The following is a 22,498-nucleotide window of genomic DNA, read 5'->3' as shown; positions in this document are numbered from 1 at the left end:
TGCTTCTGGCAGTCCCGATACAGCGGACTTTGGATTCTTCTGTTTCAGGCCCTTCAAGTCAAGCAATAATTGCGCTTTTTTCCAACTAAGCGCATGAGAACGCAGAAGAAAGGCCTTTGAGGAGGGATAAAACTCGCCTGAATGTCGTCAAGCGGTAGAAATGTGCGCAAGACTGCCGGAAAAGCCGGCAGCCATGCAATTAACGAGCGTCGACGATCAATTGGTCGAACTTTTTCAGCGCATTGCGCAAGCCAAGGCTCTCAAGCGGGCGATCGGCGTAAACCATCTCCGCCATCTCCAGGATCCCTGATGCATTGGGCAATGGCAGATCCTGCTCGAGGATCTGCTTCATGCGCACCAGGAAGATCCATTGCAGCCACTGGTGAAAGTCCAGCGTATCCACCGAAAAGGGCTCGACACTGCTCAGAGCCTCAGCACTGGGGGACTTTTCGTCCCACCATCCCTGCGTGCGCAATTCGCGCTCAATCAGCAATAACTGTTCGGCAATTGCTGGAAAACGCGCATCCATCAGAGGCTGACCTTGGCTTTTTGCCGAGCCTGCGCAGCGCCGGCAGCATCACCTTGTGCGGCACGAGCATCACCGATCAAGGCCCACAGGCTGGCTTGCAGGTCAGGACGACCGTTCGCCAGGGTGAGGCCACGACGGGCGAACTGCTCGGCTTGCGGTGCATCGCCCTGGGCCATGCGTACCTGGGCCAGGCGATACAGCACTTGCGGTTCGCGTGGCGCTACGCGCTGGGCACGCTCGAGGCTCGACGATGCGCCATTCAGGTCGCCACCGGCCTGTTGCTGTTGCGCGGTGGTCAGCAACGCCAGCACCGGGCCATCCAGTTGCTCGTCAGCGGACAGGCCGCCAGCGCTCGAGGACGACGGAATACCGCTTGGCGTCGAAGGCATGTTGTAGGTGCCTTGGTTGATCGGTGCCGTTTGGATCGGCGTGGAATCAATCGGCCCCGACGTACTTGGGCCAGGCGTCCAAGGTTCCGCGCTGATCGGTGCCGCCGTTGCCGCGCCGGCACCTGGCACCATCACCACCACGCCCGAATCCTGTGGGACGGCCTGGGTTGCGGCTTGTACCGGGCGCTTGGTCACGGTCTGACGGAACCCGCCATTGGCCGAGATCCGGTCGTTATTGGAAACGGCCGTGCTCGAGTCCACCACGGGAATGGAACCGCGCTGCACGCTGGAGCAGCCGCCGAGCAAAGCCAGAGCTGTAATAGCTGGAATCCACCACTTGTTCACTTGAAACCCTCTTTGCTTAATTCATCCAGCCCTTGACCCAATCCATCACCGATTCCGCGTCAGCAGGGGCACTGCCACCGCACGCAGCACCGGGTGGTGGTTCGCTGCCGCGAATATACGGCATCTGCACCGCGCCCGGACAGTTGGCATCGGAGCCCTGACCGGTATGCGGATCAATCCAGGCCTGCACGATATTGTCCGGCTGCGGCATATTCAGCGGCAGCGGATCAGCCTTGCGCATGAAACTGGTCCAGACTTGCAGCGCACCGGTCGCACCAGTAAACGGCGTCTTGCCATTATCATCACGCCCCAGCCACACCACGGCCAGCACATCCTGGCCAAAACCGGCGAACCAGCTGTCACGGGAGTCGTTACTGGTACCGGTCTTGCCGGCCAGCGTCAGGTTCGACGGCAGCACTTTATAGACAGAGCTGCCGGTACCTTCACGCATCACACGTTGCATACCGTTCTGGATCAGGTAGATGGAGCCCGCATCGAAACGCTGCTGTATCTGGAATGGATAGCGCTTGAGCGGCTCGCCTTCGGCTGTCAGCACACTGCGAATGCCGCGCATCGGCGTATTGAAACCACCGTTGGCGAGGGTCTGGTACATGGTCGCCACTTCCATCGGCGTCATCGCACCGGCCCCCAGCAGCATCGATGGGAAGGCCGGGAATTCACGGGTAATGCCCAGGCGTGCCAGTGTCTTGAGAACATTCGGCACCCCCACTTCAAGACCCAGCCGCGACGTGGAAATGTTGTAGGAATGCGCCAAGCCCTGGTACAGGAAGATCGTGCCATGGGAGCGGCGATCGAAGTTCTGCGGCGTCCACACCTGGCCATCGGCACCTTTGACAGACAGCGGGTCATCCGACAGCCAACTGGTCAGCGTGTATTTGCTCGGTTTTTCCAACGCCGTCAGGTAGACCGCCGGCTTGACCAGCGAGCCGATGGGGCGCACGGCATCGAGGGCGCGGTTGAAACCAGCGAAACTGGCCTGGCGACTGCCGATCATCGCCTGGACTTCGCCGGTTTCCGGGTTAGTCACGACCATGGCCGCTTCGACTTCGTCGGAGCCTTTACGGCCTGTCAGGCGTTTGAAGGTGTCGTTGACCGACGCTTCGGCCTTCATCTGCAGGATCGGATCGAAACTGGTGAAGATCCGCAGGCCCTCTTCGGTCAAGTCTTCGTCGCGGTAGTCTTCACGCAGTTGACGCTTGACCAGGTCGATAAAGCCAGGGAAGGAGCTGTCGGCCAGCTTGCCGCGAGTGGTCACACCCAGTGGCATTTTCTTCGCTGCGGCGACTTGTTCGGCCGTGGCCACGCCCTGCTGCTCCAATACATCGAGCACCAGGTTGCGGCGTTCGAGCGCACGCTCAGGATTACGACGAGGGTTGTAGTAGGAAGGCCCCTTGACCATCCCCACCAACAACGCAACCTGATGCAGCTTCAGCTCGGAGAGTGGCTGGCCGAAAAAGAACTGGCTGGCCAGACCGAAACCGTGCACCGCGCGCTGGCCATCCTGGCCGACGAATACCTCGTTGAGGTAAGCCTCGAGGATTTCCTGCTTGCTGTAGTGCAGCTCCAGCAGCATCGCCATCATGGCTTCGGTCAGTTTGCGGGTAAGGCTGCGCTCGTTGGTCAGGTAGAAGTTCTTCACCAACTGCTGGGTCAGCGTACTGCCGCCCTGGGTCATTTTGCCGCCGGAGGTGTTGACCCAGATGGCACGGGCAATCGACTTCGGCGAGACGCCCCAGTGGCTGTAGAAATCGCGGTCCTCCACAGCGACCAGGGTTTCCAGCAGGTACGGCGGCACCTGATCAAGCTTGATCAGGATACGATCTTCAAGGTTCTTCGGATAAATCCCGCCGATCATCAGGGGTTCCAGGCGAACCACCGGCAGTTTGGAGCCATTGAGTGACGACAGCTCGGCCACATAGTCGCCGGAAAAACGCACCCGCACCGGCTGGGCTTTTTCCAGGCCCTCATAGAACTGGAAGCCACGGGTATTCAAATCGACAGTGTTACCGCTGACGGCTGCCGCGCCAGGCCCGTTACTCACGGGTTCGCGGCGGTAGCCCAAGGCGTCGAGTTCGGTAAGGAAGTCATCCTTGCTCAGCTTCTGGCCGGTGAACAGCTCCAAGGGGCGGGCATACACCTTGGCCGGGATAGTCCAACGCTTGCCGGAGAATTTCTCCTGGACCACAGCGTCGAGATATACCGCGAAGCCGGCGAGCACGACGAGGCCCACAAGGCTGAGCTTGAGCGCCCAACCCAGCCATGGGCGCAGGCCGCGGGAAGGAGGTTTTTTACGGGAACGGGGAGATCGGGATCGAGTCATGGCGGCGGATTATACGCACTTTATTGATGATCAACATGAGCCGGACAGCGGTTTGCACGACCGTGCGTAGCGGCCATAATGCCTGCCATGAATTTCCCAAGACTCTGAAGGATCGCCCGTGAGCCAGTCCCTGATCACCGCCCTGCAAAACCCGGCCCTATACCCCCATCCAGTCGAAGCGTTTCAAGTCATCGAGACCCATATTTCATGGGTGATACTGACCGGCCCCTACGCCTACAAACTGAAGAAGCCAATGAACTTCGGCTTTCTGGACTTCACCGACCTGAAGGATCGCGGTCATTTCTGCCGGGAAGAGCTGCGCCTCAACCAGCGCCTTACCCAAGATTTGTATCTTGAAGTGTTGCCAATTACCGGCACTGCCGAAGCACCGCAATTGGGCGGTGAAGGCCCGGTGATCGAATACGCGCTGAAAATGCGCCAGTTCCCACAGAGCCAGCTGCTCAGCACCCTGCAAGCCAATGGCGAGTTGACCAGCGCGCACATCGATGAAATGGCCAAGCAAATCGCGCACTTTCATCTCACGGCCCCCAAAGTCCCCCAAGATCACCCGGCCGGCACCCCAGACGAAGTGATGGCGCCCGTACGGCAAAACTTTGAACAGATCCGCCCATTCCTCAGCGACAAGGCCGACCTGGTGCAACTTGAAGCCCTTCAAGCCTGGGCCGAAAGCAGCTTCGAGCGCCTCAAGCCACTACTTGCACAACGCAAGCTCGATGGTTTCACCCGCGAGTGCCACGGTGATATCCACCTCGGCAACGCCACCTTGATCGATGGCCATGTGGTGATCTTCGACTGCATCGAGTTCAACGAGCCGTTCCGCTTCACCGATGTGTATGCCGACACCGCCTTCCTGGCCATGGACTTGGAAGACCGCGGCCTCAAATCCCTGGCGCGCCGTTTTATCAGCCAGTATCTGGAACTGACCGGCGACTATCGCGGCCTTGAAGTGCTGAACTTCTATAAAGCGTACCGCGCACTGGTACGCGCCAAGGTTTCGCTGTTCAGCATGCCAAGCGAAGCAGACCCGGTGCGCCGCGCCACCACCCTGCGCCAGTACCGCAACTATGCCAACTTGGCAGAAAGCTATAGCACCATTCCCTCACGCTTCCTGGCCATTACCCATGGCGTGTCAGCGGTCGGCAAAAGCCATGTAGCAATGCGCCTGGTGGAAGCGCTGGGCGCCATTCGCCTGCGCTCGGACGTGGAACGCAAGCGCTTGTTTGGCGAGCAACAAGTGGAAAACACCCCACAGGCCGGCATCTATGCCGCCGATGCGAGTGCAAAAACCTACGCGCGCCTGAACGAGATGGCCGATACCATCCTGCGGGCCGGCTTCCCGGTGGTGCTGGATGCCACCTTCTTGAAGCGCGACCAGCGCGACGCCGCGGCCAAGGTCGCCGAAGCGACCGGCGCGCCCTTCCTGATCCTGGACTGCAACGCACCACAAGCCGTCATCACCAGTTGGCTGGCTCAACGTCTGGCCGATAAAAACGACCCTTCCGACGCCACCCTGGCTGTTATCGAAGAACAGCAAGCCCATCGCGACCCACTCACGGCCGAGGAGCTACTCCTGAGCAAGCGCGTCGAAACCAATGAAAGTGGGACACTGGACGCATTGGTAGCGCACATCCGTCAGCGCCTGCCGGGTTTGTAAGAAAAAATTCTTGGCTGCGTCGTCGTCTTCGGCGCGCAACCAGGGAATAGTGGCACTATAATGGCGTCATAAATCCAACAGGTATCGACATCATGAGTCAGCCGAAGCTTCTCGATACACCGCTCTACTCGCTCCTGCATAAAGACGATATCCGAGGCTTCAATCAGGAACGTCCCAAAGACGGCGTTATCGACATGCGTGGTGGCGACTTCCGAGGTTTGGACCTGCGTGACCTGAACGCCGCAGGGGTAGATTTCACCGACGCGTACTTCCGATCTGCCGACTTGCGCGGCCTGGACTTGCGCGACTGCTCACTGGAGGGCGCCAGCCTGGCCCATGCGCAGATTTCGGGGACCTACTTTCCGCCTGAATTGACTGCCGATGAGATCCTCATGTCGGTCAACTTTGGCACGCGCCTGCGCTACCGCACCAAGTAATCCCCTGCCCCAACCCCGGCTGCGCATACAGCGTGCCGGGGCTTCACGCCTGCCCGCCGTCAAAAACCTCGCCCCATTCTTATAAGCTTTTGCGCCGTTCCTGGCCAAAGAACTACGCTTTTCCTACTGAACGCTACACTCCTTTCAGACTTGCCTGGTCACGATACCCACCGCACCATTCGGCCGTCGCAAGGAGGCTTGATGAACGATGAGCTGCAACACCTTAAAAACCTTGGCAAGACGTCGGCGCAGTGGCTGCATGCGGTGGGTATCCACAGCGCATCCGACTTGCGCCGCCTGGGAGCTGTGGATGCTTATCGAGCGGTACGCACCCGAGGGTTCCGCGCATCCAAAGTATTGCTGTATGCAATCGAAGGGGCATTGATGGATGTGCACTGGAACGACCTCCCTGCCGAGCGCAAGGAAGCGTTGAACCGTCAATTGGACGCTATTTCCACACGCCAGAAAAATTAGACCGGCAAGCCCATACAGTGTCTACAGGCTTTTCGAACGCGTGTTTGAGAAAAGCACGAGAGCCAGCAAAAACAAATGTTGACTCTTAAATGAGAATCGTTATGATTATCACAACTGGTCGCGAGATCAGCCGATAACTGAAAGACCATTGGTTCGGACTCTCAGATTATCTCCTCATCAGGCTAATCACGGTTATTTGACCCGGCTTTTGCCGGGTCTTTTTTTGCCTGCGAAAAGGCGCTGACAACCACCCGGACTTCAACGCGCGATAATCAACGGATGCCCACGCTCAGGGTGGAGCTGCACCAATACATCCAAACCGAATACCGCTTTAAGCGGCTCAGGTCGCATCACCCGTGCCGGCGTGTCCAGTGCATGCGGACGTCCTTGGGACAGCAACAAGATCCGGTCACAGTAACGCGCCGCCAGATTCAGATCATGGAGAATCACCAGCACAGCCGCGCCCCGATCGGCGAATGTCCGTATCGCCTGCAAGGTCGTGTGTTGGTGCAAGGGGTCCAGCATCGACGTCGGCTCATCCAACAACAACGTCTGCCCCTCCTCGCCCGGCCATAATTGCGCCATGACTCGCGCCAAATGCACACGCTGGCGTTCGCCGCCCGACAAGGCCAGGTAGCTGCGGCCGCTCAAATGCCCGACATCCGCGGCCTGCAGCGCTGCCTGGATAATCTCCTCATCACGCACCCGTCCAGTCTGATGGGGCAAGCGCCCCATGCCTACCACCTCTTCGACGCGGAAGGCGAAGTCCAAGGTCGAACTTTGCGGCAATACCGCCAGGCGCTGGGCGCGCTGCGATCCGCTCCAGCCCTTCAGCTCCTGCTGATCCAGCCATACCTTGCCCTGGTCCGGCGGCAGTTCACCACACAACGCCCCCAGCAATGTGCTCTTGCCAGCACCATTAGGCCCCAGCACACCGAGCACCTGACCCGGCAACAGGTCCAGGCTGACGTCCGCCAGCACGATTTTGCGACCACGCCGTATCTGCAGCGCCTCCACCCGCAACATCAGGCGCGCCCTCGCAATAACAGATAAAGAAAGAACGGCGCGCCAATAAACGCCGTCACGATGCCGATCGGCAATTCAGCCGGCGCCAACGCCAAGCGGGCGACCAGATCCGCCAACAGCAGCAGGCTCGCACCTGCCAATATCGAGGCTGGCAACAACACCCGATGATCCGGCCCCGCCAGCAATCGCACCAAGTGCGGCACGACCAGCCCGACAAACCCAATCATTCCCGCTGCCGCCACGGCCGCTCCCACGCCGAGGGCCGTGCAAAACACCAATTCGCGCTTGAGGCGCTCTACATCAACGCCCAAGTGACTGGCTTCGGACTCACCAAGCAACAGCGCATTCAACGCCTTCGCCCGGCGCGGCAACCACAGCGCCACACCGGCGGTCACCAGCAGCAACGGCCACAGGCGCGAGTAGCTGGCGCCATTGAGACTGCCGAGGTTCCAGAAGGTCAGGGTCCGCAGGGTGGCGTCATCCGCCAGATAGGTGAACAAACCCACCGCCGAGCTGGCGAGGGCTGTCAGCGCGATGCCGGCGAGCAGCATCGTCGCGACGTTAGTCTGGCCGTTGCGCCGCCCCAGCCGGTAAACCAGCGCCGTGACGCCAAGCCCACCGAGAAACGCACACAGCGATAATAGATAGGGGCCGAACGCGTCCGGCAAACCGCCGAAGAACGAACCACCGACAATGGCGATGGCCGCCCCCAGCGCAGCACCGCTGGAGACCCCGACCAAACCCGGATCCGCCAACGGGTTGCGAAACAAGCCCTGCATCGCCACGCCTGACAATGCCAGCACGCCCCCCACTGCCAGGCCCAGCAACGTCCGCGGCAAGCGAATTTGCCCCAGGATCAACTCCGCCTGCTCCAATCCCTGTGCCTCGATCGGCACGCCTACCAAGCGCAACGCCGCCTTGAGCGTATCCAACAGGGGCAAGCTGACCGGCCCCAGGGCCAATGAAAGCCAGATCGCCAGTGCACACAGCAGCGCCAGCCCGATAAACAGGGCTCGCGGCTTGACCAGGGTGGTCATGGGGCCGGTTTAGCCTGGGATGGATAGAAGCCGGCGGACAACGCCGACAGGCTTTGCGGTAAACGCGGCCCGAGCCCGCCCACCAGCAGCGTCGGGTCCAGCTCAATTACCCGCCCATTCCTGGCCGCCGGGGTGGAAGCCAGTATCGGGTTCTCCTTGAACAGCGCAGCCCGTGCCGCATCGCCGCTGAGGGCGCGATCAGCGAACACCAGCACTTGCGGGCTCAGCCCCGCCAGCGACTCCACGGAAAACGGCTTATAGCCAATATGGGTTGCCAGGTTGCGCCCACCGGCCTGCCGCAGCATCCAATCAGCGGCAGTGTCCTTGCCGGCGATCAACGGCTTGCCACCCGCATTACCGAGCAGCAGCAACACACCCGGCGCCTTTTGCGTGGCCTGCGCCTGGGCAACCCAACTTTTCTGCCGACCAAGGGCCTGCTCGTATCCCACAAACAACTCGCGGCCCTTGGCCTCAGTGCCCAGCAACGTGCCCAGGCGCTCAAGGTTAGCCTTCAAGGCAGGCAAATCCGGTTGCGCCGAGAACATCTCCACCTGCACACCCGCACCGCGAATCTGCGCCAGAACCGGCGGCGGCCCCATCTCTTCAGTGCCCACCAGGATCTGCGGACGCAGGCTGAGAATGCCTTCAGCCGACAATTGCCGCTGATAGCCGATGCTTGGCAATGCCTTGAGGGACGCCGGATGCTGGCTGGTCGTATCGACGCCCACCAACTTCGATTCACCGCCCAGGGCCACGACCCACTCAGACAAGGCCCCACCGGCACTCACCCAGCGCTGGGGCAGTTCAACGGCGCATGCCACGTGATTGACCAGCAGTCCGACAACAAGCGCAATAGCGCTGGCACTCAGTCGCATAACAGGGTTTCCTTCCAAGGGCGCGGCCACTGAGCCACTCATCGATGTGACAGGTCATCTCTGCCAGGCATCGTACTGAGCGCCCAGCCAGTCATCGTGCGAAGCTGGCATTTGATAATTGTTTGCATTTGAACGTCAAGGCACTTAAGGATTGAAATGAAGTTTCTCTGCCCTTCCGACACCCTCGCCCCCAACAGCAGCCTCGGTTTTGATATCGACGGCTGCAAGCTGCTGGCCGTGCGTCGGGACGGCGTTGCCTACTTCTACGTCAACCGCTGCCCCCATCGCGGCATTCCACTGGAATGGCAGCCCGACCATTTCCTCGACGCCAGCGCCAGCCTGATCCAGTGCGCTACCCACGGCGCGCTGTTCCTGATCGAGAGCGGCGAGTGCATCGCCGGCCCCTGCGCCGGTCAAAGCCTCAAGGCTCTGGCCGGTCGAGAGGACGCACAAGGTTTGTGGGTAGAACTCTAGTCGCCAAGCAGCACGTCCAGCCGGCGGTCCACGCAAATTTCCTCGGATGTAACACGTACGCCATACGCCAGCACCTCCACGCCCGCCGCCTTGGCTTCTCGCAGGGCGGCAGCATAGGCGGCGTCGATTTCCGCGGCCGGGCGCACGGCCTCAATGCCCGAGAGATTGACGCAATACAACTGCACCGCGCGTACACCGTCCCGGGCCAAGTAGGCCAACTCCCGCAGGTGTTTCGCGCCACGCTGGGTCACTGCATCGGGAAAAGCCGCAATCGCCGAGCCGTCAAAACCCAGCGTCACGCTTTTGACTTCGACATAGGCCGCGCCATCGGGGTAATCCAGGCGAAAGTCGATACGGCTTTTCTCCTGACCGTAAGGCACCTCACGCTTCAACGCAGTAAAGCCGTTCAGTTCAGTAATTACCCCCGCACGCAGCGCCTCCTCGACCAACTGGTTGGCGCGGGCGGTATTGACGCAGGCCAGGCGGCCCTGTGGCGTTTCGGCGATTTCCCAAGTCCCGGGCAGCTTGCGCTTCGGATCATTGGAACGACTGAACCAAACCTGCCCGCCTTCCACCATGCAATTGAGCATCGAACCGGTATTGGGGCAGTGAATGGTGAGCAACTCACCGGTAACGGTTTCGATATCGGTTAGGAAACGTTTGTAACGCCGGATCAACCGAGCTTCTTCGAGGGGAGGATGAAAGCGCATCAGCCTTGCCAACTCTGCAAGCCGCGGGCGATCCGTTCGACAGCTTCCTGTAGTCGATCAAGATTTTGCGTGTAGGCAAAGCGCACATGATGGCTGGCTTTATACCGGCCGAAATCCAAACCGGGCGTAAACGCGACATGCTGGGTTTCCAGGAAATGACGGCAGAACGCGAAGGCATCGCCGCCGAACGCGCTGATATCCGCGTACAAATAGAACGCACCTTCCGGCTCTATCGCAATGCCGAACCCCAACTCACGCAGTGCCGGCAGCAGGAAGTCCCGACGTCGACCGAATTCGGCGCGCCGCGCTTCCAGAATGCTCAGGGTTTGCGGGGTGAAACAAGCCAAGGCAGCATACTGCGCCATGCTCGGCGCACTGATGTAGAGGTTCTGCGCCAGCTTCTCCAACTCGCCCACCGCATCGGGCGGCGCCACCAGCCACCCCAGGCGCCAACCGGTCATGCCGAAATACTTCGAAAAACTATTGAGGACGAAGGCATCGTCGTCGACCTCCAGCACGCTGGCGGCATCGGTGCCATAGGTGAGGCCATGGTAGATCTCGTCCACTACCAGGTGGCCGTTACGTGCCTTGATCGCATTCGACAACCCGGACAATTCGTCACGCGTGAGGAGAGTGCCTGTCGGGTTGGCCGGAGACGCGACCAGTGCACCCACGCTGTCCTCGCTCCAGTGCCTGGCCACCAACTCGGCGGTCAATTGATAGCGAACATCGGGGCCCACCGGTACCAACTGCGCCGCGCCCTCGACCAGGCGCAGGAAGTGCCGGTTGCATGGATAGCCGGGGTCTGCCAACAGCCAGTGCTTGCCTGGATCCACCAGCAGGCTGCTGGCCAGCAACAATGCGCCGGAGCCACCAGGCGTGATCAGGATGCGCTCGGGATCGACGCTCAAGCCATAGCGTTGCTGGTAGAAGCCACTGATGGCCTGGCGCAGTTCCGGCAGGCCACGGGCGGCGGTGTAGCGGGTCTTGCCACTGGCCAGTGCGGCTTGGCCAGCCTGGATGATCGGTTCGGCAGTGGTGAAGTCCGGCTCGCCGATTTCCAGGTGGATCACATCATGGCCAGCCGCCTGCAACTCGTTGGCTCGCGCCAGCAACGCCATGACATGAAAAGGTTCGATGGCGCGACTGCGCGCACTGTAGGGCTGAGCCATTAGCCTTCCTTAACGTTAAGAACAAAATCAGGATTCTACCGAACCCCCACGCTAAAACATGCTCTATTGCCTGCTCGGCCATTCAAGAAGAGCCCGGCAAGCGCTTGCAGAACGACTAAAATCAATATCCGAGGCGATGCACACCCAACCATGGCGGGCTGCTGCAATTTGCAACCCCTGCGCGATGGGCCTCGACAACCGGGAGTGGCGCACCCTGAATCTATCTGGTAAGTTCGCCCGCTTGCAGCCGCAGGGCCGGCAGGTGTCGGTGACGTTGCAATCCTGCGCAATGGATTAGAAGAGTGAGAGGCGGTCTATTCATGTCCACCCAAGCAAAGCAACAGAGCATCAGCGGCTTCGAACCATACGTAGAGAAGAAAGGTGAAGAGTACATGGGCGAGCCCATGCGCGAGCATTTCACCAAGATCCTTAACAAGTGGAAACAGGACTTGATGCAAGAGGTCGACCGCACCGTCGACCATATGAAGGACGAAGCAGCCAACTTCCCTGATCCGGCCGACCGTGCGAGCCAGGAAGAAGAGTTCGCCCTTGAACTGCGCGCCCGGGATCGTGAGCGCAAGCTGATCAAGAAGATCGACAAGACACTGCAGTTGATCAAGGACGAAGAATACGGCTGGTGCGAATCCTGCGGCGTCGAGATCGGAATTCGCCGCCTGGAAGCTCGTCCAACCGCGGACCTGTGCGTAGACTGCAAGACCTTGGCTGAAATCAAGGAGAAACAGGTCGGCAAGTAATCCCTGCCGAACTGGACGAATGGGGCGTACAAACGCCCCATTTTTGTTTCTGGCGTTTACCGGTTTTCCAGTAGTATCCGGCCCATGACAGCCTCTACCTATATTGGGCGTTTCGCCCCTACGCCCAGCGGCCATTTGCACTTCGGCTCGCTGGTCGCCGCCCTCGCTTCCTACCTCGACGCTCGCGCCAATCACGGCCGTTGGCTGATGCGCATGGAAGACCTCGACCCTCCCCGCGAAGAGCCCGGCGCCCAGGCGGCCATTCTCCAGGCCCTTGAAAGCTATGGTTTCGAGTGGGACGGCGAACTGGTCCGACAAAGCGATCGACATGATGCCTACGCCAAAGTGCTGAACGATCTGTTCAATCATGGCCTGGCCTACGCCTGCACCTGCTCGCGCAAACAACTGGAACCTTACAACGGCATTTACCCTGGCCTCTGCCGCAATGCCGGGCACGACCAGCAAGATGCCGCCATTCGGTTGCGCGTCCCCGAGTTGGAATACCACTTTATCGACCGAGTACAGGGCGAATTCCGACAACATCTGGGCCGCGACGTAGGCGATTTCGTCATCCGCCGCCGCGACGGCCTCTACGCCTATCAGCTGGCGGTTGTCCTCGACGATGCCTGGCAGGGTGTTACCGATATCGTGCGCGGCGCCGACCTGCTGGACTCCACGCCGCGCCAGTTGTACCTGCAAGAGTTGCTGGGCCTGCGCCAGCCGCGCTATCTGCATGTACCGCTGGTCGTCCAGCCGGACGGTAACAAGCTGGGCAAGTCCTACCGTTCCCCGCCATTGACGAAAGACCAGGCCACGCCTTTGCTGTTAAGAGCCTTGCGTGCCCTCGGCCAGCAACCCGGCGACGAACTGCTCCACGCCAGCCCACGGGAGCTGCTGGATTGGGGCATTCAACAGTGGGATGCCTCGCTGATTCCACGCACACTCACGCTGGCAGAATCGCAGTTGCGCTGAAGGCGCTTGCAGCTTGCCAGCCATCCGTTACCATCGCCGCAGTTTTTCAATCAGAGGCCAACATGTACATCTATCGATTGGTCCTGCTGCTGGTCGTCGGGATCTACCTGTTTTCCCCCGCCATCATGGATTGGTGGATCGACGCCACGGGCGCCTGGTATCGGCCTTATCTACTGTGGCTGATCCTGATCGTCGTGACCTTTATCCTGCAGAGCCAAAAAGATGCCGATGAGCTTTAGCCTCACCCAGATGCTGCTGATCAGCGCCGCCTACCTGGCTGCCTTGTTCGCAGTGGCCTGGATCAGTGAGCGCGGAATGATTCCGCGGGCGATCATTCGCCATCCATTGACCTACACCTTGTCCTTGGGCGTCTACGCCAGCGCCTGGGCGTTCTATGGCACCGTGGGCCTGGCCTATCAGTACGGCTATGGCTTCCTCTCCAGCTACCTCGGGGTGTCCGGGGCATTTCTGCTGGCGCCGGTGCTGCTGTACCCGATCCTGAAGATCACCCGCACCTACCAGTTGTCATCCCTGGCCGATCTCTTCGCCTTCCGCTTTCGCAGTACCTGGGCCGGCGCACTGACCACCATTTTCATGCTGATCGGCGTGTTGCCCCTATTGGCCCTGCAGATGCAAGCAGTGGCCGACTCCATCAGCATCCTCACTCGCGAGCCGGTGCAACATCGCGTCGCCCTGGCGTTCTGCGCGTTGATCACACTGTTCACGATTTTCTTCGGCTCACGCCATATCGCCACGCGCGAGAAACACGAAGGCCTGGTATTTGCGATCGCCTTCGAGTCGGTGATCAAGCTGATCGCCATCGGCGGCGTTGGCCTCTACGCGCTCTACGGCGTATTCGACGGCCCGCAACAGCTGGAACTGTGGCTGCTGCAAAACCAGACCGCTCTCGCCGCCCTGCACACGCCCTTGCAGGAAGGCCCGTGGCGCACGCTATTGCTGGTGTTCTTCGCCTCCGCGATCGTGATGCCGCACATGTATCACATGACCTTCACCGAGAACCTCAACCCGCGTTCGCTGGTCAGCGCCAGCTGGGGTTTGCCACTGTTCCTGCTGTTGATGAGCCTGGCCGTGCCGCTGATCCTGTGGGCTGGCCTGAAGCTGGGGGCCACTACCAACCCTGAGTATTTCACCCTCGGTATCGGCATCGCCGCCAACAGCCCGGCCCTGGCGCTGCTGGCCTATGTCGGCGGCTTATCGGCAGCCAGCGGGCTGATCATCGTCACGACGCTGGCACTCTCCGGCATGGCGCTGAACCACCTGGTGCTACCGCTGTACCAGCCCCCCGCAGAAGGCAATATCTACCGCTGGCTGAAATGGACACGCCGCGCACTGATCGTCGCGATCATCATGGCCGGTTACGGTTTCTACCTGCTGCTGGGTGCGGGGCAAGACCTGGCCAATCTCGGCATCGTCGCGTTTGTGGCCACCTTGCAGTTCTTGCCGGGCGTGTTGTCGGTGCTGTACTGGCCGACCGCCAATCGCCGTGGGTTTATCGCCGGGCTGCTGGCGGGGATCCTGGTATGGCTCGTCACCATGCTGCTACCGCTGGTCGGCAACTTGCAGGGTTTCTACATCCCGCTGCTGAACATGATCTACGTGCTGGATGACACCAGTTGGCACATGGCGGCGATTGCCTCGCTGGCCGCCAACGTATTGATGTTCACCCTGATCTCGCTGTTCACCAACGCCAGCCCGGAAGAAACCAGCGCCGCCGAGGCCTGCGCGGTGGACAATGTGCGGCGCCCGCAACGCCGAGAGCTGCATGCGGCTTCGCCCCAGGAGTTCGCCACACAACTGGCCAAACCGCTGGGGGCCAAGGCAGCGCAGAAGGAGGTCGAACAGGCGCTGCGCGATCTTTACCTGCCGTTCGACGAACGGCGCCCCTATGCCTTGCGCCGACTGCGTGATCGCATCGAGGCCAACCTGTCCGGGTTGATGGGGCCCAGCGTATCCCAGGACATGGTGGAAACCTTCCTGCCCTACAAGGCGGGTGGCGAAAACTACGTCACCGAAGACATCCATTTCATCGAGAGCCGGCTGGAGGATTACCACTCACGCCTCACCGGCCTTGCCGCCGAACTCGATGCCCTGCGCCGCTACCACCGCCAGACCCTGCAGGAACTGCCCATGGGCGTCTGCTCCCTGGCCAAGGACCAAGAGATCCTGATGTGGAACAAGGCCATGGAAGAACTCACCGGTATCGCCGCACAACGTGTAGTAGGTTCGCGCCTCAATACCCTGGGTGATCCGTGGAAAGAACTGCTGCAGGGGTTTATCAACCTGCCCGACGAACACCTGCACAAACAGCACCTGGCCCTCGACGGCCAGACCCGCTGGCTCAACCTGCACAAAGCCGCCATCGACGAACCCCTGGCCCCCGGAAATAGTGGCCTGGTGCTGCTGGTGGAAGACTTGACCGACACCCAGATGCTCGAAGACAAGCTGGTGCACTCCGAGCGCCTGGCCAGCATTGGCCGCCTGGCTGCGGGCGTTGCCCATGAAATCGGCAATCCGATTACCGGTATCGCATGCCTCGCGCAGAACCTGCGGGAAGAGCGCGAAGAAGACGGTGAAATCATCGAGATCAGCGGGCAAATCCTCGAACAGACCAAGCGCGTATCGCGCATCGTGCAGTCGCTGATGAGCTTTGCCCATGCCGGCGCCCACCAGAACCAGGACGAGGCGGTGTGCCTGGCCGAAGTGGCGCAGGATGCCATTGGGCTGCTGGCGTTGAACCGGCGTAATTTCGAAGTACAGTTCTTCAATTTGTGCGACCCGGACCACTGGGTCGACGGTGACTCCCAGCGCCTGGCGCAGGTGTTGATCAATCTACTGTCCAACGCCCGCGATGCGTCCCCTCCCCACAGTGCGGTACGCGTCAAGAGCGAGGCTTTCGAGCACACGGTCGACCTGATCGTGGAGGACGAAGGCAGCGGCATTCCACAGAACATCATGGACCGATTGTTCGAACCCTTCTTCACCACCAAGGACCCAGGTGAAGGTACCGGTCTGGGCCTTGCACTGGTCTATTCCATCGTTGAAGAGCATTATGGACAAATCACCATCGACAGCCCGGCTGACACCGAAAGCCAACGCGGCACCCGTATTCGGGTGACCTTGCCGCGTCATGTCGAAGCGACGTCCGCTGTGAACTGAGACCGTCGAGAGAATTGAATCAATGCCGCACATTTTGATCGTCGAAGACGAAACCATTATCCGCTCTGCCTTGCGTCGCCTGCTTGAACGTAATCAGTACCAAGTCAGCGAAGCCGGCTCGGTGCAGGAAGCCCAAGAGCGGTTCAGCATTCCCACGTTCGACCTGATTGTCAGCGACCTGCGCCTGCCCGGCGCGCCCGGTACAGAGCTGATCAAGCTTGGCCAGGGCACCCCGGTGCTGATCATGACCAGCTATGCCAGCCTGCGCTCGGCAGTGGATTCCATGAAAATGGGCGCGGTGGACTACATCGCCAAGCCTTTCGACCATGATGAGATGCTCCAGGCCGTGGCGCGCATCCTGCGTGACCGGCAGTCGGCCAGCAGCGCACCGACCGAACAGCGCCCCACCGGCAAGGCCGGCGGCGGTGCCGACAAGCCAGGCATTGATAACAGCAATGGCGAGATCGGCATCATCGGCTCCTGCCCACCGATGCAGGACCTGTACAGCAAGATCCGCAAAGTGGCGCCTACCGACTCCAATGTTTTGATCCAGGGGGAGTCGGGTACCGGTAAGGAACTGGTGGCCCGCGCCCTGCACAACCTCTCCAAGCGCGCCAAGGCACCGATGATTTCGGTGAACTGCGCAGCGATCCCCGAATCGCTGATCGAATCCGAACTGTTCGGCCACGAGAAAGGCGCCTTCACGGGCGCCAGCGCCGGGCGTGCGGGCCTGGTGGAAGCGGCGGACGGCGGCACACTGTTCCTCGACGAAATCGGCGAACTGCCCCTGGAAGCCCAGGCGCGTTTACTGCGCGTGCTACAGGAAGGCGAAATCCGCCGCGTCGGCTCGGTACAGTCGCAGAAGGTCGACGTGCGCCTGATCGCGGCAACCCACCGCGACCTGAAGAGCCTGGCCAAGATCGGCCAGTTCCGCGAAGACTTGTATTACCGCCTGCACGTCATCGCTCTCAAGCTGCCGCCGCTGCGTGAGCGTGGTGCCGACGTCAACGAGATCGCCAATGCGTTCCTGCTACGCCAGAGCGCGCGCATCAACCGTACGGACCTGAAGTTTGCCCCGGACGCCGAGCAAGCGATCCGTCATTACTCGTGGCCGGGCAACGTACGTGAGCTGGAAAATGCGGTTGAGCGTGCAGTGATCCTGTCGGAGAGCCCGGAAATTTCCGCCGAGCTGCTGGGCATCGACATCGAACTGAGCGATCTGGACGATGACGACTTCATTGGCCTGGCCCCGCAACAGGGCGGCGGTGGCAATACCAGCCATGAGCCGACTGAAGATTTGTCACTGGAAGATTACTTCCAGCACTTTGTCCTGGAGCATCAGGACCACATGACCGAGACCGAACTGGCCCGCAAATTGGGCGTAAGCCGCAAGTGCCTGTGGGAACGGCGCCAGCGCCTGGGCATTCCACGGCGCAAGACCGGCGTAGCCAGCGAGAGTTGAGGGTGCGCGCCCACAGGTAACACCCTCAGATGTGAAAAAACTGTTACCGCGGATTTTTTGCGTAACAAAAGCCGGGGCTTACGGTAACGAAGCCCCGGCTTTTTTTTGCCCGCAGAAATCAAAAATCAGCTCAACCCCCCGGTTTTGCTGGTCGGCGCAAAAGTTGGCACGCACCCTGCTATATGCTTAGTACAAAAACAATAACAAGCTTTGTACAAGACAATAAAAATAAGACGAATCGACTCACGCACAATAAAAACAACACGGCGGAGGCGCAGCTAACTGATTCTTTTGGAGAGGCGTTGCATTGGGGCTTGCCCCGCAACCAGGCCGAGAACAACAAAAACTGCCCTAAGGCAGAGCCTGAACTGGTTGGATCGTAGATCAGCAACACAGCGACCAAAGCAATCCGTTTGCTCTTGACTCCCGATTGGGAGTGTCATGAAGGTGAAGCTTCATGGCGAGGGCGATCAACAAAAACAAGAAGCCCGAAATCAATAATAAAAATAGAGCACGCAACTACTTCTGGGGGAGCTTCGGCTCCCCTTGTAGTTTCTGGCATTTGGCATTTTCAAGGCTTATGGCGCAAGGCCTGTAGCTTGTTCCTACACCATCCCCTGACTAAATGCTAGAATCCCCGCCCATCATGCGGTCATTCTTCGTTATGGCCGAACATTCCTTCAAACAGTGCATCCCATGCTGAAGAAGTTGTTCCAGTCATTCCGTTCTCCCTTGCGTCGTACGCAACACAAACGCAGCACGCCTGAAGTGCTCAACAGCAGCCAACATTCGCTGCAACGCGCTCAGTTCAGCCGTTATGCAGTGAACATCGTCGAACGTTTGCAGAACGCCGGCTACCAGGCTTATCTGGTGGGCGGGTGCGTACGCGACATGTTGCTCAACATCACGCCCAAGGATTTCGACGTCGCCACCAGTGCGACGCCAGAGCAAGTGCGCGCCGAGTTTCGCAATGCGCGCATCATCGGCCGCCGTTTCAAGTTGGTGCACATCCACTTTGGTCGCGAAATCATCGAGGTCGCGACCTTCCGTGCAGGCCATCCGCAAAACGATGAAGAGGAGGACACCAATCAGTCTTCCCGCAACGAGAGCGGGCGCATCCTGCGCGACAACGTCTATGGCACCTTGGAAGAAGACGCGCAGCGTCGCGACTTCACCATCAACGCCCTCTATTACGACCCGGTCAGTGAGCGCATTCTTGATTACGCCAACGGCGTACACGACATCCGTAACAACCTGGTCCGCCTGATCGGCGACCCGGTGCAGCGCTACCAGGAGGACCCGGTTCGTATGCTGCGGGCCGTGCGCTTTGCGGCCAAGCTGAACTTCGGTATCGAGCGACACACCGCTGCGCCGATTCGTGAACTGGCCCCCATGCTGCAGGAGATTCCCTCGGCGCGCCTGTTCGAAGAAGTGCTCAAGCTGTTCCTCTCGGGCTACGCCGCCGACACCTTCGAAATGCTCGTCGACCTGCAGTTGTTCGACCCCTTGTTCCCGGCCAGCGCCGAGGCCCTGGAATACAACCCGACGTATACCCACACATTGATCAGCGAAGCGTTGATCAATACCGATCTGCGCATCAAACAGAACAAACCGGTAACCCCGGCGTTCCTGTTTGCTGCCCTGCTGTGGCCGGCCCTGCCAAAACGCGTACTGCGCCTGCAAGAACGTGGCATGCCGCCGATTCCAGCCATGCAGGAAGCCGCTCACGAACTGATCACCGAGCAATGCCAGCGCATCGCTATCCCGAAACGTTTCACCATGCCGATCCGCGAAATCTGGGATATGCAGGAGCGCCTGCCCCGCCGCAGCGGCAAGCGTGCCGACCTGTTGCTGGACAACCCGCGCTTCCGCGCTGGCTACGACTTCCTGCTGCTGCGTGAAAGCGCTGGCGAGCAGACCGACGGCCTGGGCGAATGGTGGACCGACTACCAGGACGCCAATGACAGCGAACGCCGCGAGATGATTCGAGAGCTCGGCAGCAAAGGCGAAGGCGCCAGCGAGGGGCCCAAGAAGCGTCGTCGCAGCGGCACCAAGCGTAAACGCAGCGCCGCCGATGCCTCGGGCGCCACGGGCGAATAAACGTGGAACGCATCTACATCGGCATGGGCAGCAACCTGGCCGCCCCGGATCAGCAATTGCGCAGCGCTATCGAGGCGCTGGCACAATTGCCCGGCACCCGCCTCGTCGGTGTGTCCTCCTTCTATCAAAGTGATTCCCTACTCCCGGGCCAACCGCGCTATACCAACGCGGTTGCGGCCCTGGACAGCAGCCTTGCACCGCTGGACCTGCTTGACGCACTGCAAGCCATCGAGAATGACCAGGGCCGCGAGCGCCTCGAGCGTTGGGGGCCGCGCACGCTTGACCTGGATATCCTGCTGTTTGGTGACCGCCTGATCGACGAACCACGCCTCAAGGTGCCGCACTACCAGATGCACGTGCGCGCGTTTGTGTTGTACCCCTTGGCCGAACTGGCCCCTGCCGACCTGCAACTGCCTGACGGCCAGACACTCAGCAAACTGCTGGCGGCCTGCCCGTTTGTCGGCTTGGAACGCTTACCTTTGTAGGCGCGGGCTTGCTCGCGAAAATCGTCAACGATAACGCGCACGCCCTGATTAAACGTGGTGCCTGCGCGTTCTTCACGAGCACCCTCGCACCTGCAATCGCGTCAGTAACAGCGGTAACATCGCGGTCGTAACAATGCGGTAACACATCCAATTGACTTCCCGTGTCCTCCTCACGACTATAGGCGTCCCGCTGCCGCCAACCCGGCGCTAAAGGGCGCAATCCAGGCCATATAAGCACTGCTTTCAAGACAGTGCGCCTGTATAAACAAAGACTCACGCGCGTTACTCGCTGTTTCCAAGCGCCTGAACGAGGACCCTTTTCATGCCAGACATTACCCTGACCACCTTGCAGAGCCTCAAGCTCAAAGGTGAAAAAATCACCATGCTGACCTGCTATGACGCTACCTTCGCCCACGCCAGCTGCCAGGCAGGTGTCGAAGTGTTATTGGTGGGCGACTCCCTGGGCATGGTTCTTCAAGGGAATGACAGCACCCTGCCCGTTACCACCGATGAGCTCGCCTACCACACCGCCAGCGTCAAGCGCGGTAACGACGGCGCCTTCATCATCGCCGACCTGCCGTTCATGGGTTACGCCACCCTCGAACAGACCTTCCAGAACGCCGGCAAACTGATGCAAGCCGGCGCGCACATGATCAAGGTGGAAGGGGCCGTCTGGCTCGCCGAATCGATCCGCCTGCTGGCTGAACGGGGTGTTCCTGTGTGCGCGCACATGGGCCTGACGCCGCAGTCCGTGAATATCCTGGGTGGCTATAAGGTACAAGGCCGCAATGAGGCCCAGGCGCGCCAGATGCGTGCCGATGCCATCGCCCTGGAGCAGGCTGGCGCCGCAATGATCCTGCTCGAATGCGTTCCCAGTGAGTTGGCGGCGGAAATCACCCACGCCGTTAAAGTCCCGGTGATCGGCATTGGTGCCGGTTCCGCCACCGACGGCCAGGTCCTGGTGCTGCACGACATGCTCGGCCTGTCGATGACTGGCCGTGTGCCGAAGTTCGTGAAGAACTTCATGATTGGCCAGGACAGTATCCACGCCGCTTTGAGCGCCTACGTCGCTGAAGTCAAGGGCGTGACCTTCCCAGGTGCCGAACACGGGTTTTCTGCATGAACACGGTAAAAACCATACGTGAACTGCGGGCCGCCGTGGCCCATGCCCGCAACGCCGGCAAACGCATCGGCTTCGTGCCCACCATGGGCAACCTGCACAGCGGCCACGCCACCCTGGTGGCCAAGGCCGCCCAGCAGGCGGACTTCGTGGTCGCCAGCATCTTCGTCAACCCGCTGCAGTTCGGCGCCGGCGAAGACCTCGACAAGTACCCGCGCACCCTCGCCGCAGACCAGGAAAAGCTCCTGCAAGCCGGCTGCAACCTGCTGTTCGCCCCCACTGTCGAGGAAATGTACCCCGACGGCATGGCCGGCCAGACCCGCGTCAGTGTCCCGCAACTGTCTGAAGGCCTGTGCGGTGCCAGCCGTCCCGGTCACTTTGAAGGAGTGGCCACGGTAGTCAGCAAGCTGTTCAACATGGTCCAGCCGGACATGGCTGTGTTCGGGCAGAAGGACTATCAGCAACTGGCCGTGATCCGCGCCATGGTCCATGACCTGAACATGCCGATCCAGATCATCGGCGAGCCTACCGTCCGCGCCGAAGATGGCCTGGCGCTGTCCTCGCGCAACGGCTACCTCACCGAAGCCCAACGCGCGGTCGCGCCGGTGTTGTACCGCAGCCTCAGCCAGATTGCCGCCGCCATCAAAGGCGGTGACCGCGACTTCGCCAAACTGCGTGCCGAACAGGTCCAGCAGATCGAAGCCGCCGGGTTGCGCCTGGATTACCTCGAAGTGCGCCAAGGCGTGAACCTGCGCCCGGCCACGGCCGAAGATCGCGACGTGGTGATCCTGGTAGCGGCTTATCTGGGGGCCACGCGCCTCATCGATAACCTGCACCTGAACCTCGCCTGACCCCCTCTCGACACCCCGCCTGTGACCCTGCCTGATGTGCCGGTATAAAAAAGTACCGGCCACAGCGCAGACAAAGCCAAGACATATCGACA

21 protein-coding genes are annotated in these 22,498 nt (G+C 60.5%); 13 read left to right on the top strand and 8 right to left on the bottom strand.

What is annotated here, in order from left to right:
- Positions 1–199: 199 nt before the first annotated feature.
- From AC1Q6I_RS12890 to mrcB, 3 genes are read right to left on the bottom strand one after another with little or no spacing between them, the layout of a single operon-like run.
- Positions 200–529, bottom strand: a complete 330-nt coding sequence (locus AC1Q6I_RS12890) for a YqcC family protein (protein WP_024077407.1) — start codon at positions 527–529, stop codon at positions 200–202.
- A complete protein-coding gene (locus AC1Q6I_RS12885; RefSeq protein WP_024077408.1) occupies positions 529–1,263 on the bottom strand; it encodes a tetratricopeptide repeat protein in 735 nt (244 codons plus the stop codon). Before AC1Q6I_RS12885 ends, AC1Q6I_RS12890 begins: the two co-directional genes overlap by 1 nt.
- A gap of 16 nt (positions 1,264–1,279) precedes the next feature.
- The gene (gene mrcB, locus AC1Q6I_RS12880; protein WP_024077409.1) at positions 1,280–3,604 is read right to left on the bottom strand and encodes a penicillin-binding protein 1B; all 2,325 of its coding nucleotides are present in this window, start codon (positions 3,602–3,604) and stop codon (positions 1,280–1,282) included.
- Positions 3,605–3,722: 118 nt separating this feature from the next.
- Between mrcB and AC1Q6I_RS12875 the strand changes: the two genes are divergently transcribed.
- The 3 genes from AC1Q6I_RS12875 to AC1Q6I_RS12865 all read left to right on the top strand — a co-directional run bounded on the left by AC1Q6I_RS12875 (position 3,723) and on the right by AC1Q6I_RS12865 (position 6,190).
- On the top strand, positions 3,723–5,279 hold the full coding sequence (locus tag AC1Q6I_RS12875) for a bifunctional aminoglycoside phosphotransferase/ATP-binding protein (protein ID WP_102623716.1): 1,557 nt from the start codon (positions 3,723–3,725) through the stop codon (positions 5,277–5,279).
- Between the two features lie 92 nt (positions 5,280–5,371).
- Entirely contained in the window at positions 5,372–5,716 is a 345-nt protein-coding gene (locus AC1Q6I_RS12870; protein WP_024077411.1) for a pentapeptide repeat-containing protein, read from the top strand.
- Between the two features lie 201 nt (positions 5,717–5,917).
- Positions 5,918–6,190 carry a TfoX/Sxy family protein gene (locus tag AC1Q6I_RS12865; RefSeq protein WP_024077412.1) on the top strand — a complete coding sequence of 91 codons (273 nt, stop codon included), beginning with the start codon at positions 5,918–5,920 and terminating at the stop codon, positions 6,188–6,190.
- Positions 6,191–6,448: 258 nt separating this feature from the next.
- On the opposite strand, the gene AC1Q6I_RS12860 is transcribed toward AC1Q6I_RS12865, so the two are convergent.
- The 3 genes from AC1Q6I_RS12860 to AC1Q6I_RS12850 are packed head-to-tail and all read right to left on the bottom strand — an operon-like array spanning position 6,449 to position 9,128.
- Positions 6,449–7,216, bottom strand: coding sequence for a heme ABC transporter ATP-binding protein (locus AC1Q6I_RS12860; protein ID WP_102623717.1), 768 nt, complete (start codon positions 7,214–7,216; stop codon positions 6,449–6,451).
- Positions 7,216–8,253: a FecCD family ABC transporter permease gene (locus AC1Q6I_RS12855; RefSeq protein WP_102623718.1), complete on the bottom strand. Its 1,038-nt coding sequence runs from the start codon at positions 8,251–8,253 to the stop codon at positions 7,216–7,218. Before AC1Q6I_RS12855 ends, AC1Q6I_RS12860 begins: the two co-directional genes overlap by 1 nt.
- Positions 8,250–9,128: a heme/hemin ABC transporter substrate-binding protein gene (locus AC1Q6I_RS12850; protein WP_069077019.1), complete on the bottom strand. Its 879-nt coding sequence runs from the start codon at positions 9,126–9,128 to the stop codon at positions 8,250–8,252. The genes AC1Q6I_RS12855 and AC1Q6I_RS12850 overlap by 4 nt, the downstream gene beginning before the upstream one ends.
- 156 nt (positions 9,129–9,284) lie before the next feature.
- Between AC1Q6I_RS12850 and AC1Q6I_RS12845 the strand changes: the two genes are divergently transcribed.
- The gene (locus AC1Q6I_RS12845) at positions 9,285–9,602 is read left to right on the top strand and encodes a Rieske (2Fe-2S) protein (RefSeq protein WP_024077416.1); all 318 of its coding nucleotides are present in this window, start codon (positions 9,285–9,287) and stop codon (positions 9,600–9,602) included.
- On the opposite strand, the gene sfsA is transcribed toward AC1Q6I_RS12845, so the two are convergent.
- Both sfsA and AC1Q6I_RS12835 read right to left on the bottom strand, forming a co-directional pair.
- Positions 9,599–10,312 carry a DNA/RNA nuclease SfsA gene (gene sfsA, locus AC1Q6I_RS12840; RefSeq protein WP_069077020.1) on the bottom strand — a complete coding sequence of 238 codons (714 nt, stop codon included), beginning with the start codon at positions 10,310–10,312 and terminating at the stop codon, positions 9,599–9,601. The genes AC1Q6I_RS12845 and sfsA overlap by 4 nt on opposite strands.
- Positions 10,312–11,484: a pyridoxal phosphate-dependent aminotransferase gene (locus AC1Q6I_RS12835; RefSeq protein WP_024077418.1), complete on the bottom strand. Its 1,173-nt coding sequence runs from the start codon at positions 11,482–11,484 to the stop codon at positions 10,312–10,314. The genes sfsA and AC1Q6I_RS12835 overlap by 1 nt, the downstream gene beginning before the upstream one ends.
- Before the next feature lie 320 nt (positions 11,485–11,804).
- Between AC1Q6I_RS12835 and dksA the strand changes: the two genes are divergently transcribed.
- From dksA to panC, 9 genes are all read left to right on the top strand, one after another.
- Positions 11,805–12,239, top strand: a complete 435-nt coding sequence (gene dksA / locus AC1Q6I_RS12830) for an RNA polymerase-binding protein DksA (RefSeq protein ID WP_041161025.1) — start codon at positions 11,805–11,807, stop codon at positions 12,237–12,239.
- 84 nt (positions 12,240–12,323) lie between these two features.
- On the top strand, positions 12,324–13,211 hold the full coding sequence (gene gluQRS / locus AC1Q6I_RS12825; RefSeq protein ID WP_024077420.1) for a tRNA glutamyl-Q(34) synthetase GluQRS: 888 nt from the start codon (positions 12,324–12,326) through the stop codon (positions 13,209–13,211).
- 62 nt (positions 13,212–13,273) lie between these two features.
- Entirely contained in the window at positions 13,274–13,450 is a 177-nt protein-coding gene (locus tag AC1Q6I_RS12820) for a hypothetical protein (protein WP_003176118.1), read from the top strand.
- Positions 13,434–16,388 carry a sensor histidine kinase gene (locus tag AC1Q6I_RS12815; RefSeq protein ID WP_024077421.1) on the top strand — a complete coding sequence of 985 codons (2,955 nt, stop codon included), beginning with the start codon at positions 13,434–13,436 and terminating at the stop codon, positions 16,386–16,388. Before AC1Q6I_RS12820 ends, AC1Q6I_RS12815 begins: the two co-directional genes overlap by 17 nt.
- 22 nt (positions 16,389–16,410) lie before the next feature.
- Positions 16,411–17,850, top strand: a complete 1,440-nt coding sequence (locus AC1Q6I_RS12810) for a sigma-54-dependent transcriptional regulator (RefSeq protein ID WP_024077422.1) — start codon at positions 16,411–16,413, stop codon at positions 17,848–17,850.
- Between the two features lie 696 nt (positions 17,851–18,546).
- The gene (locus tag AC1Q6I_RS12805; RefSeq protein ID WP_069077021.1) at positions 18,547–19,950 is read left to right on the top strand and encodes a polynucleotide adenylyltransferase PcnB; all 1,404 of its coding nucleotides are present in this window, start codon (positions 18,547–18,549) and stop codon (positions 19,948–19,950) included.
- A 2-nt stretch (positions 19,951–19,952) separates the two neighbouring features.
- Positions 19,953–20,435 (top strand): 2-amino-4-hydroxy-6-hydroxymethyldihydropteridine diphosphokinase, encoded by a 483-nt coding sequence (gene folK, locus AC1Q6I_RS12800; RefSeq protein ID WP_024077424.1) that lies wholly within the window; start codon positions 19,953–19,955, stop codon positions 20,433–20,435.
- 322 nt (positions 20,436–20,757) lie between these two features.
- On the top strand, positions 20,758–21,558 hold the full coding sequence (gene panB / locus AC1Q6I_RS12795; protein ID WP_024077425.1) for a 3-methyl-2-oxobutanoate hydroxymethyltransferase: 801 nt from the start codon (positions 20,758–20,760) through the stop codon (positions 21,556–21,558).
- Complete coding sequence (panC, locus tag AC1Q6I_RS12790; RefSeq protein ID WP_024077426.1) at positions 21,555–22,406, top strand: pantoate--beta-alanine ligase; 852 nt, start codon at positions 21,555–21,557, stop codon at positions 22,404–22,406. The genes panB and panC overlap by 4 nt, the downstream gene beginning before the upstream one ends.
- Positions 22,407–22,498 lie beyond the last annotated feature (92 nt).

The organism is Pseudomonas sp. MPR-R2A5 (genome assembly GCF_058793055.1).
Note: the sequence above shows the minus strand (reverse complement) of the source record. Positions and strands in the feature narration are given on the sequence as shown.

Bases quoted from the DNA above. Each gene is read 5' to 3' on its own strand.
- AC1Q6I_RS12890 (WP_024077407.1), bottom strand. From the start codon at position 529: ATGGATGCGCGTTTTCCAGCAATTGCCGAACAGTTATTGCTGATTGAG.
- mrcB (WP_024077409.1), bottom strand. From the start codon at position 3,604: ATGACTCGATCCCGATCTCCCCGTTCCCGTAAAAAACCTCCTTCCCGC.
- AC1Q6I_RS12870 (WP_024077411.1), top strand. From the start codon at position 5,372: ATGAGTCAGCCGAAGCTTCTCGATACACCGCTCTACTCGCTCCTGCAT.
- AC1Q6I_RS12865 (WP_024077412.1), top strand. From the start codon at position 5,918: ATGAACGATGAGCTGCAACACCTTAAAAACCTTGGCAAGACGTCGGCG.
- AC1Q6I_RS12860 (WP_102623717.1), bottom strand. From the start codon at position 7,216: ATGTTGCGGGTGGAGGCGCTGCAGATACGGCGTGGTCGCAAAATCGTG.
- AC1Q6I_RS12855 (WP_102623718.1), bottom strand. From the start codon at position 8,253: ATGACCACCCTGGTCAAGCCGCGAGCCCTGTTTATCGGGCTGGCGCTG.
- AC1Q6I_RS12850 (WP_069077019.1), bottom strand. From the start codon at position 9,128: ATGCGACTGAGTGCCAGCGCTATTGCGCTTGTTGTCGGACTGCTGGTC.
- AC1Q6I_RS12845 (WP_024077416.1), top strand. From the start codon at position 9,285: ATGAAGTTTCTCTGCCCTTCCGACACCCTCGCCCCCAACAGCAGCCTC.
- sfsA (WP_069077020.1), bottom strand. From the start codon at position 10,312: ATGCGCTTTCATCCTCCCCTCGAAGAAGCTCGGTTGATCCGGCGTTAC.
- AC1Q6I_RS12835 (WP_024077418.1), bottom strand. From the start codon at position 11,484: ATGGCTCAGCCCTACAGTGCGCGCAGTCGCGCCATCGAACCTTTTCAT.
- dksA (WP_041161025.1), top strand. From the start codon at position 11,805: ATGTCCACCCAAGCAAAGCAACAGAGCATCAGCGGCTTCGAACCATAC.
- gluQRS (WP_024077420.1), top strand. From the start codon at position 12,324: ATGACAGCCTCTACCTATATTGGGCGTTTCGCCCCTACGCCCAGCGGC.
- AC1Q6I_RS12820 (WP_003176118.1), top strand. From the start codon at position 13,274: ATGTACATCTATCGATTGGTCCTGCTGCTGGTCGTCGGGATCTACCTG.
- AC1Q6I_RS12815 (WP_024077421.1), top strand. From the start codon at position 13,434: ATGCCGATGAGCTTTAGCCTCACCCAGATGCTGCTGATCAGCGCCGCC.
- AC1Q6I_RS12810 (WP_024077422.1), top strand. From the start codon at position 16,411: ATGCCGCACATTTTGATCGTCGAAGACGAAACCATTATCCGCTCTGCC.
- AC1Q6I_RS12805 (WP_069077021.1), top strand. From the start codon at position 18,547: ATGCTGAAGAAGTTGTTCCAGTCATTCCGTTCTCCCTTGCGTCGTACG.
- panB (WP_024077425.1), top strand. From the start codon at position 20,758: ATGCCAGACATTACCCTGACCACCTTGCAGAGCCTCAAGCTCAAAGGT.
- panC (WP_024077426.1), top strand. From the start codon at position 21,555: ATGAACACGGTAAAAACCATACGTGAACTGCGGGCCGCCGTGGCCCAT.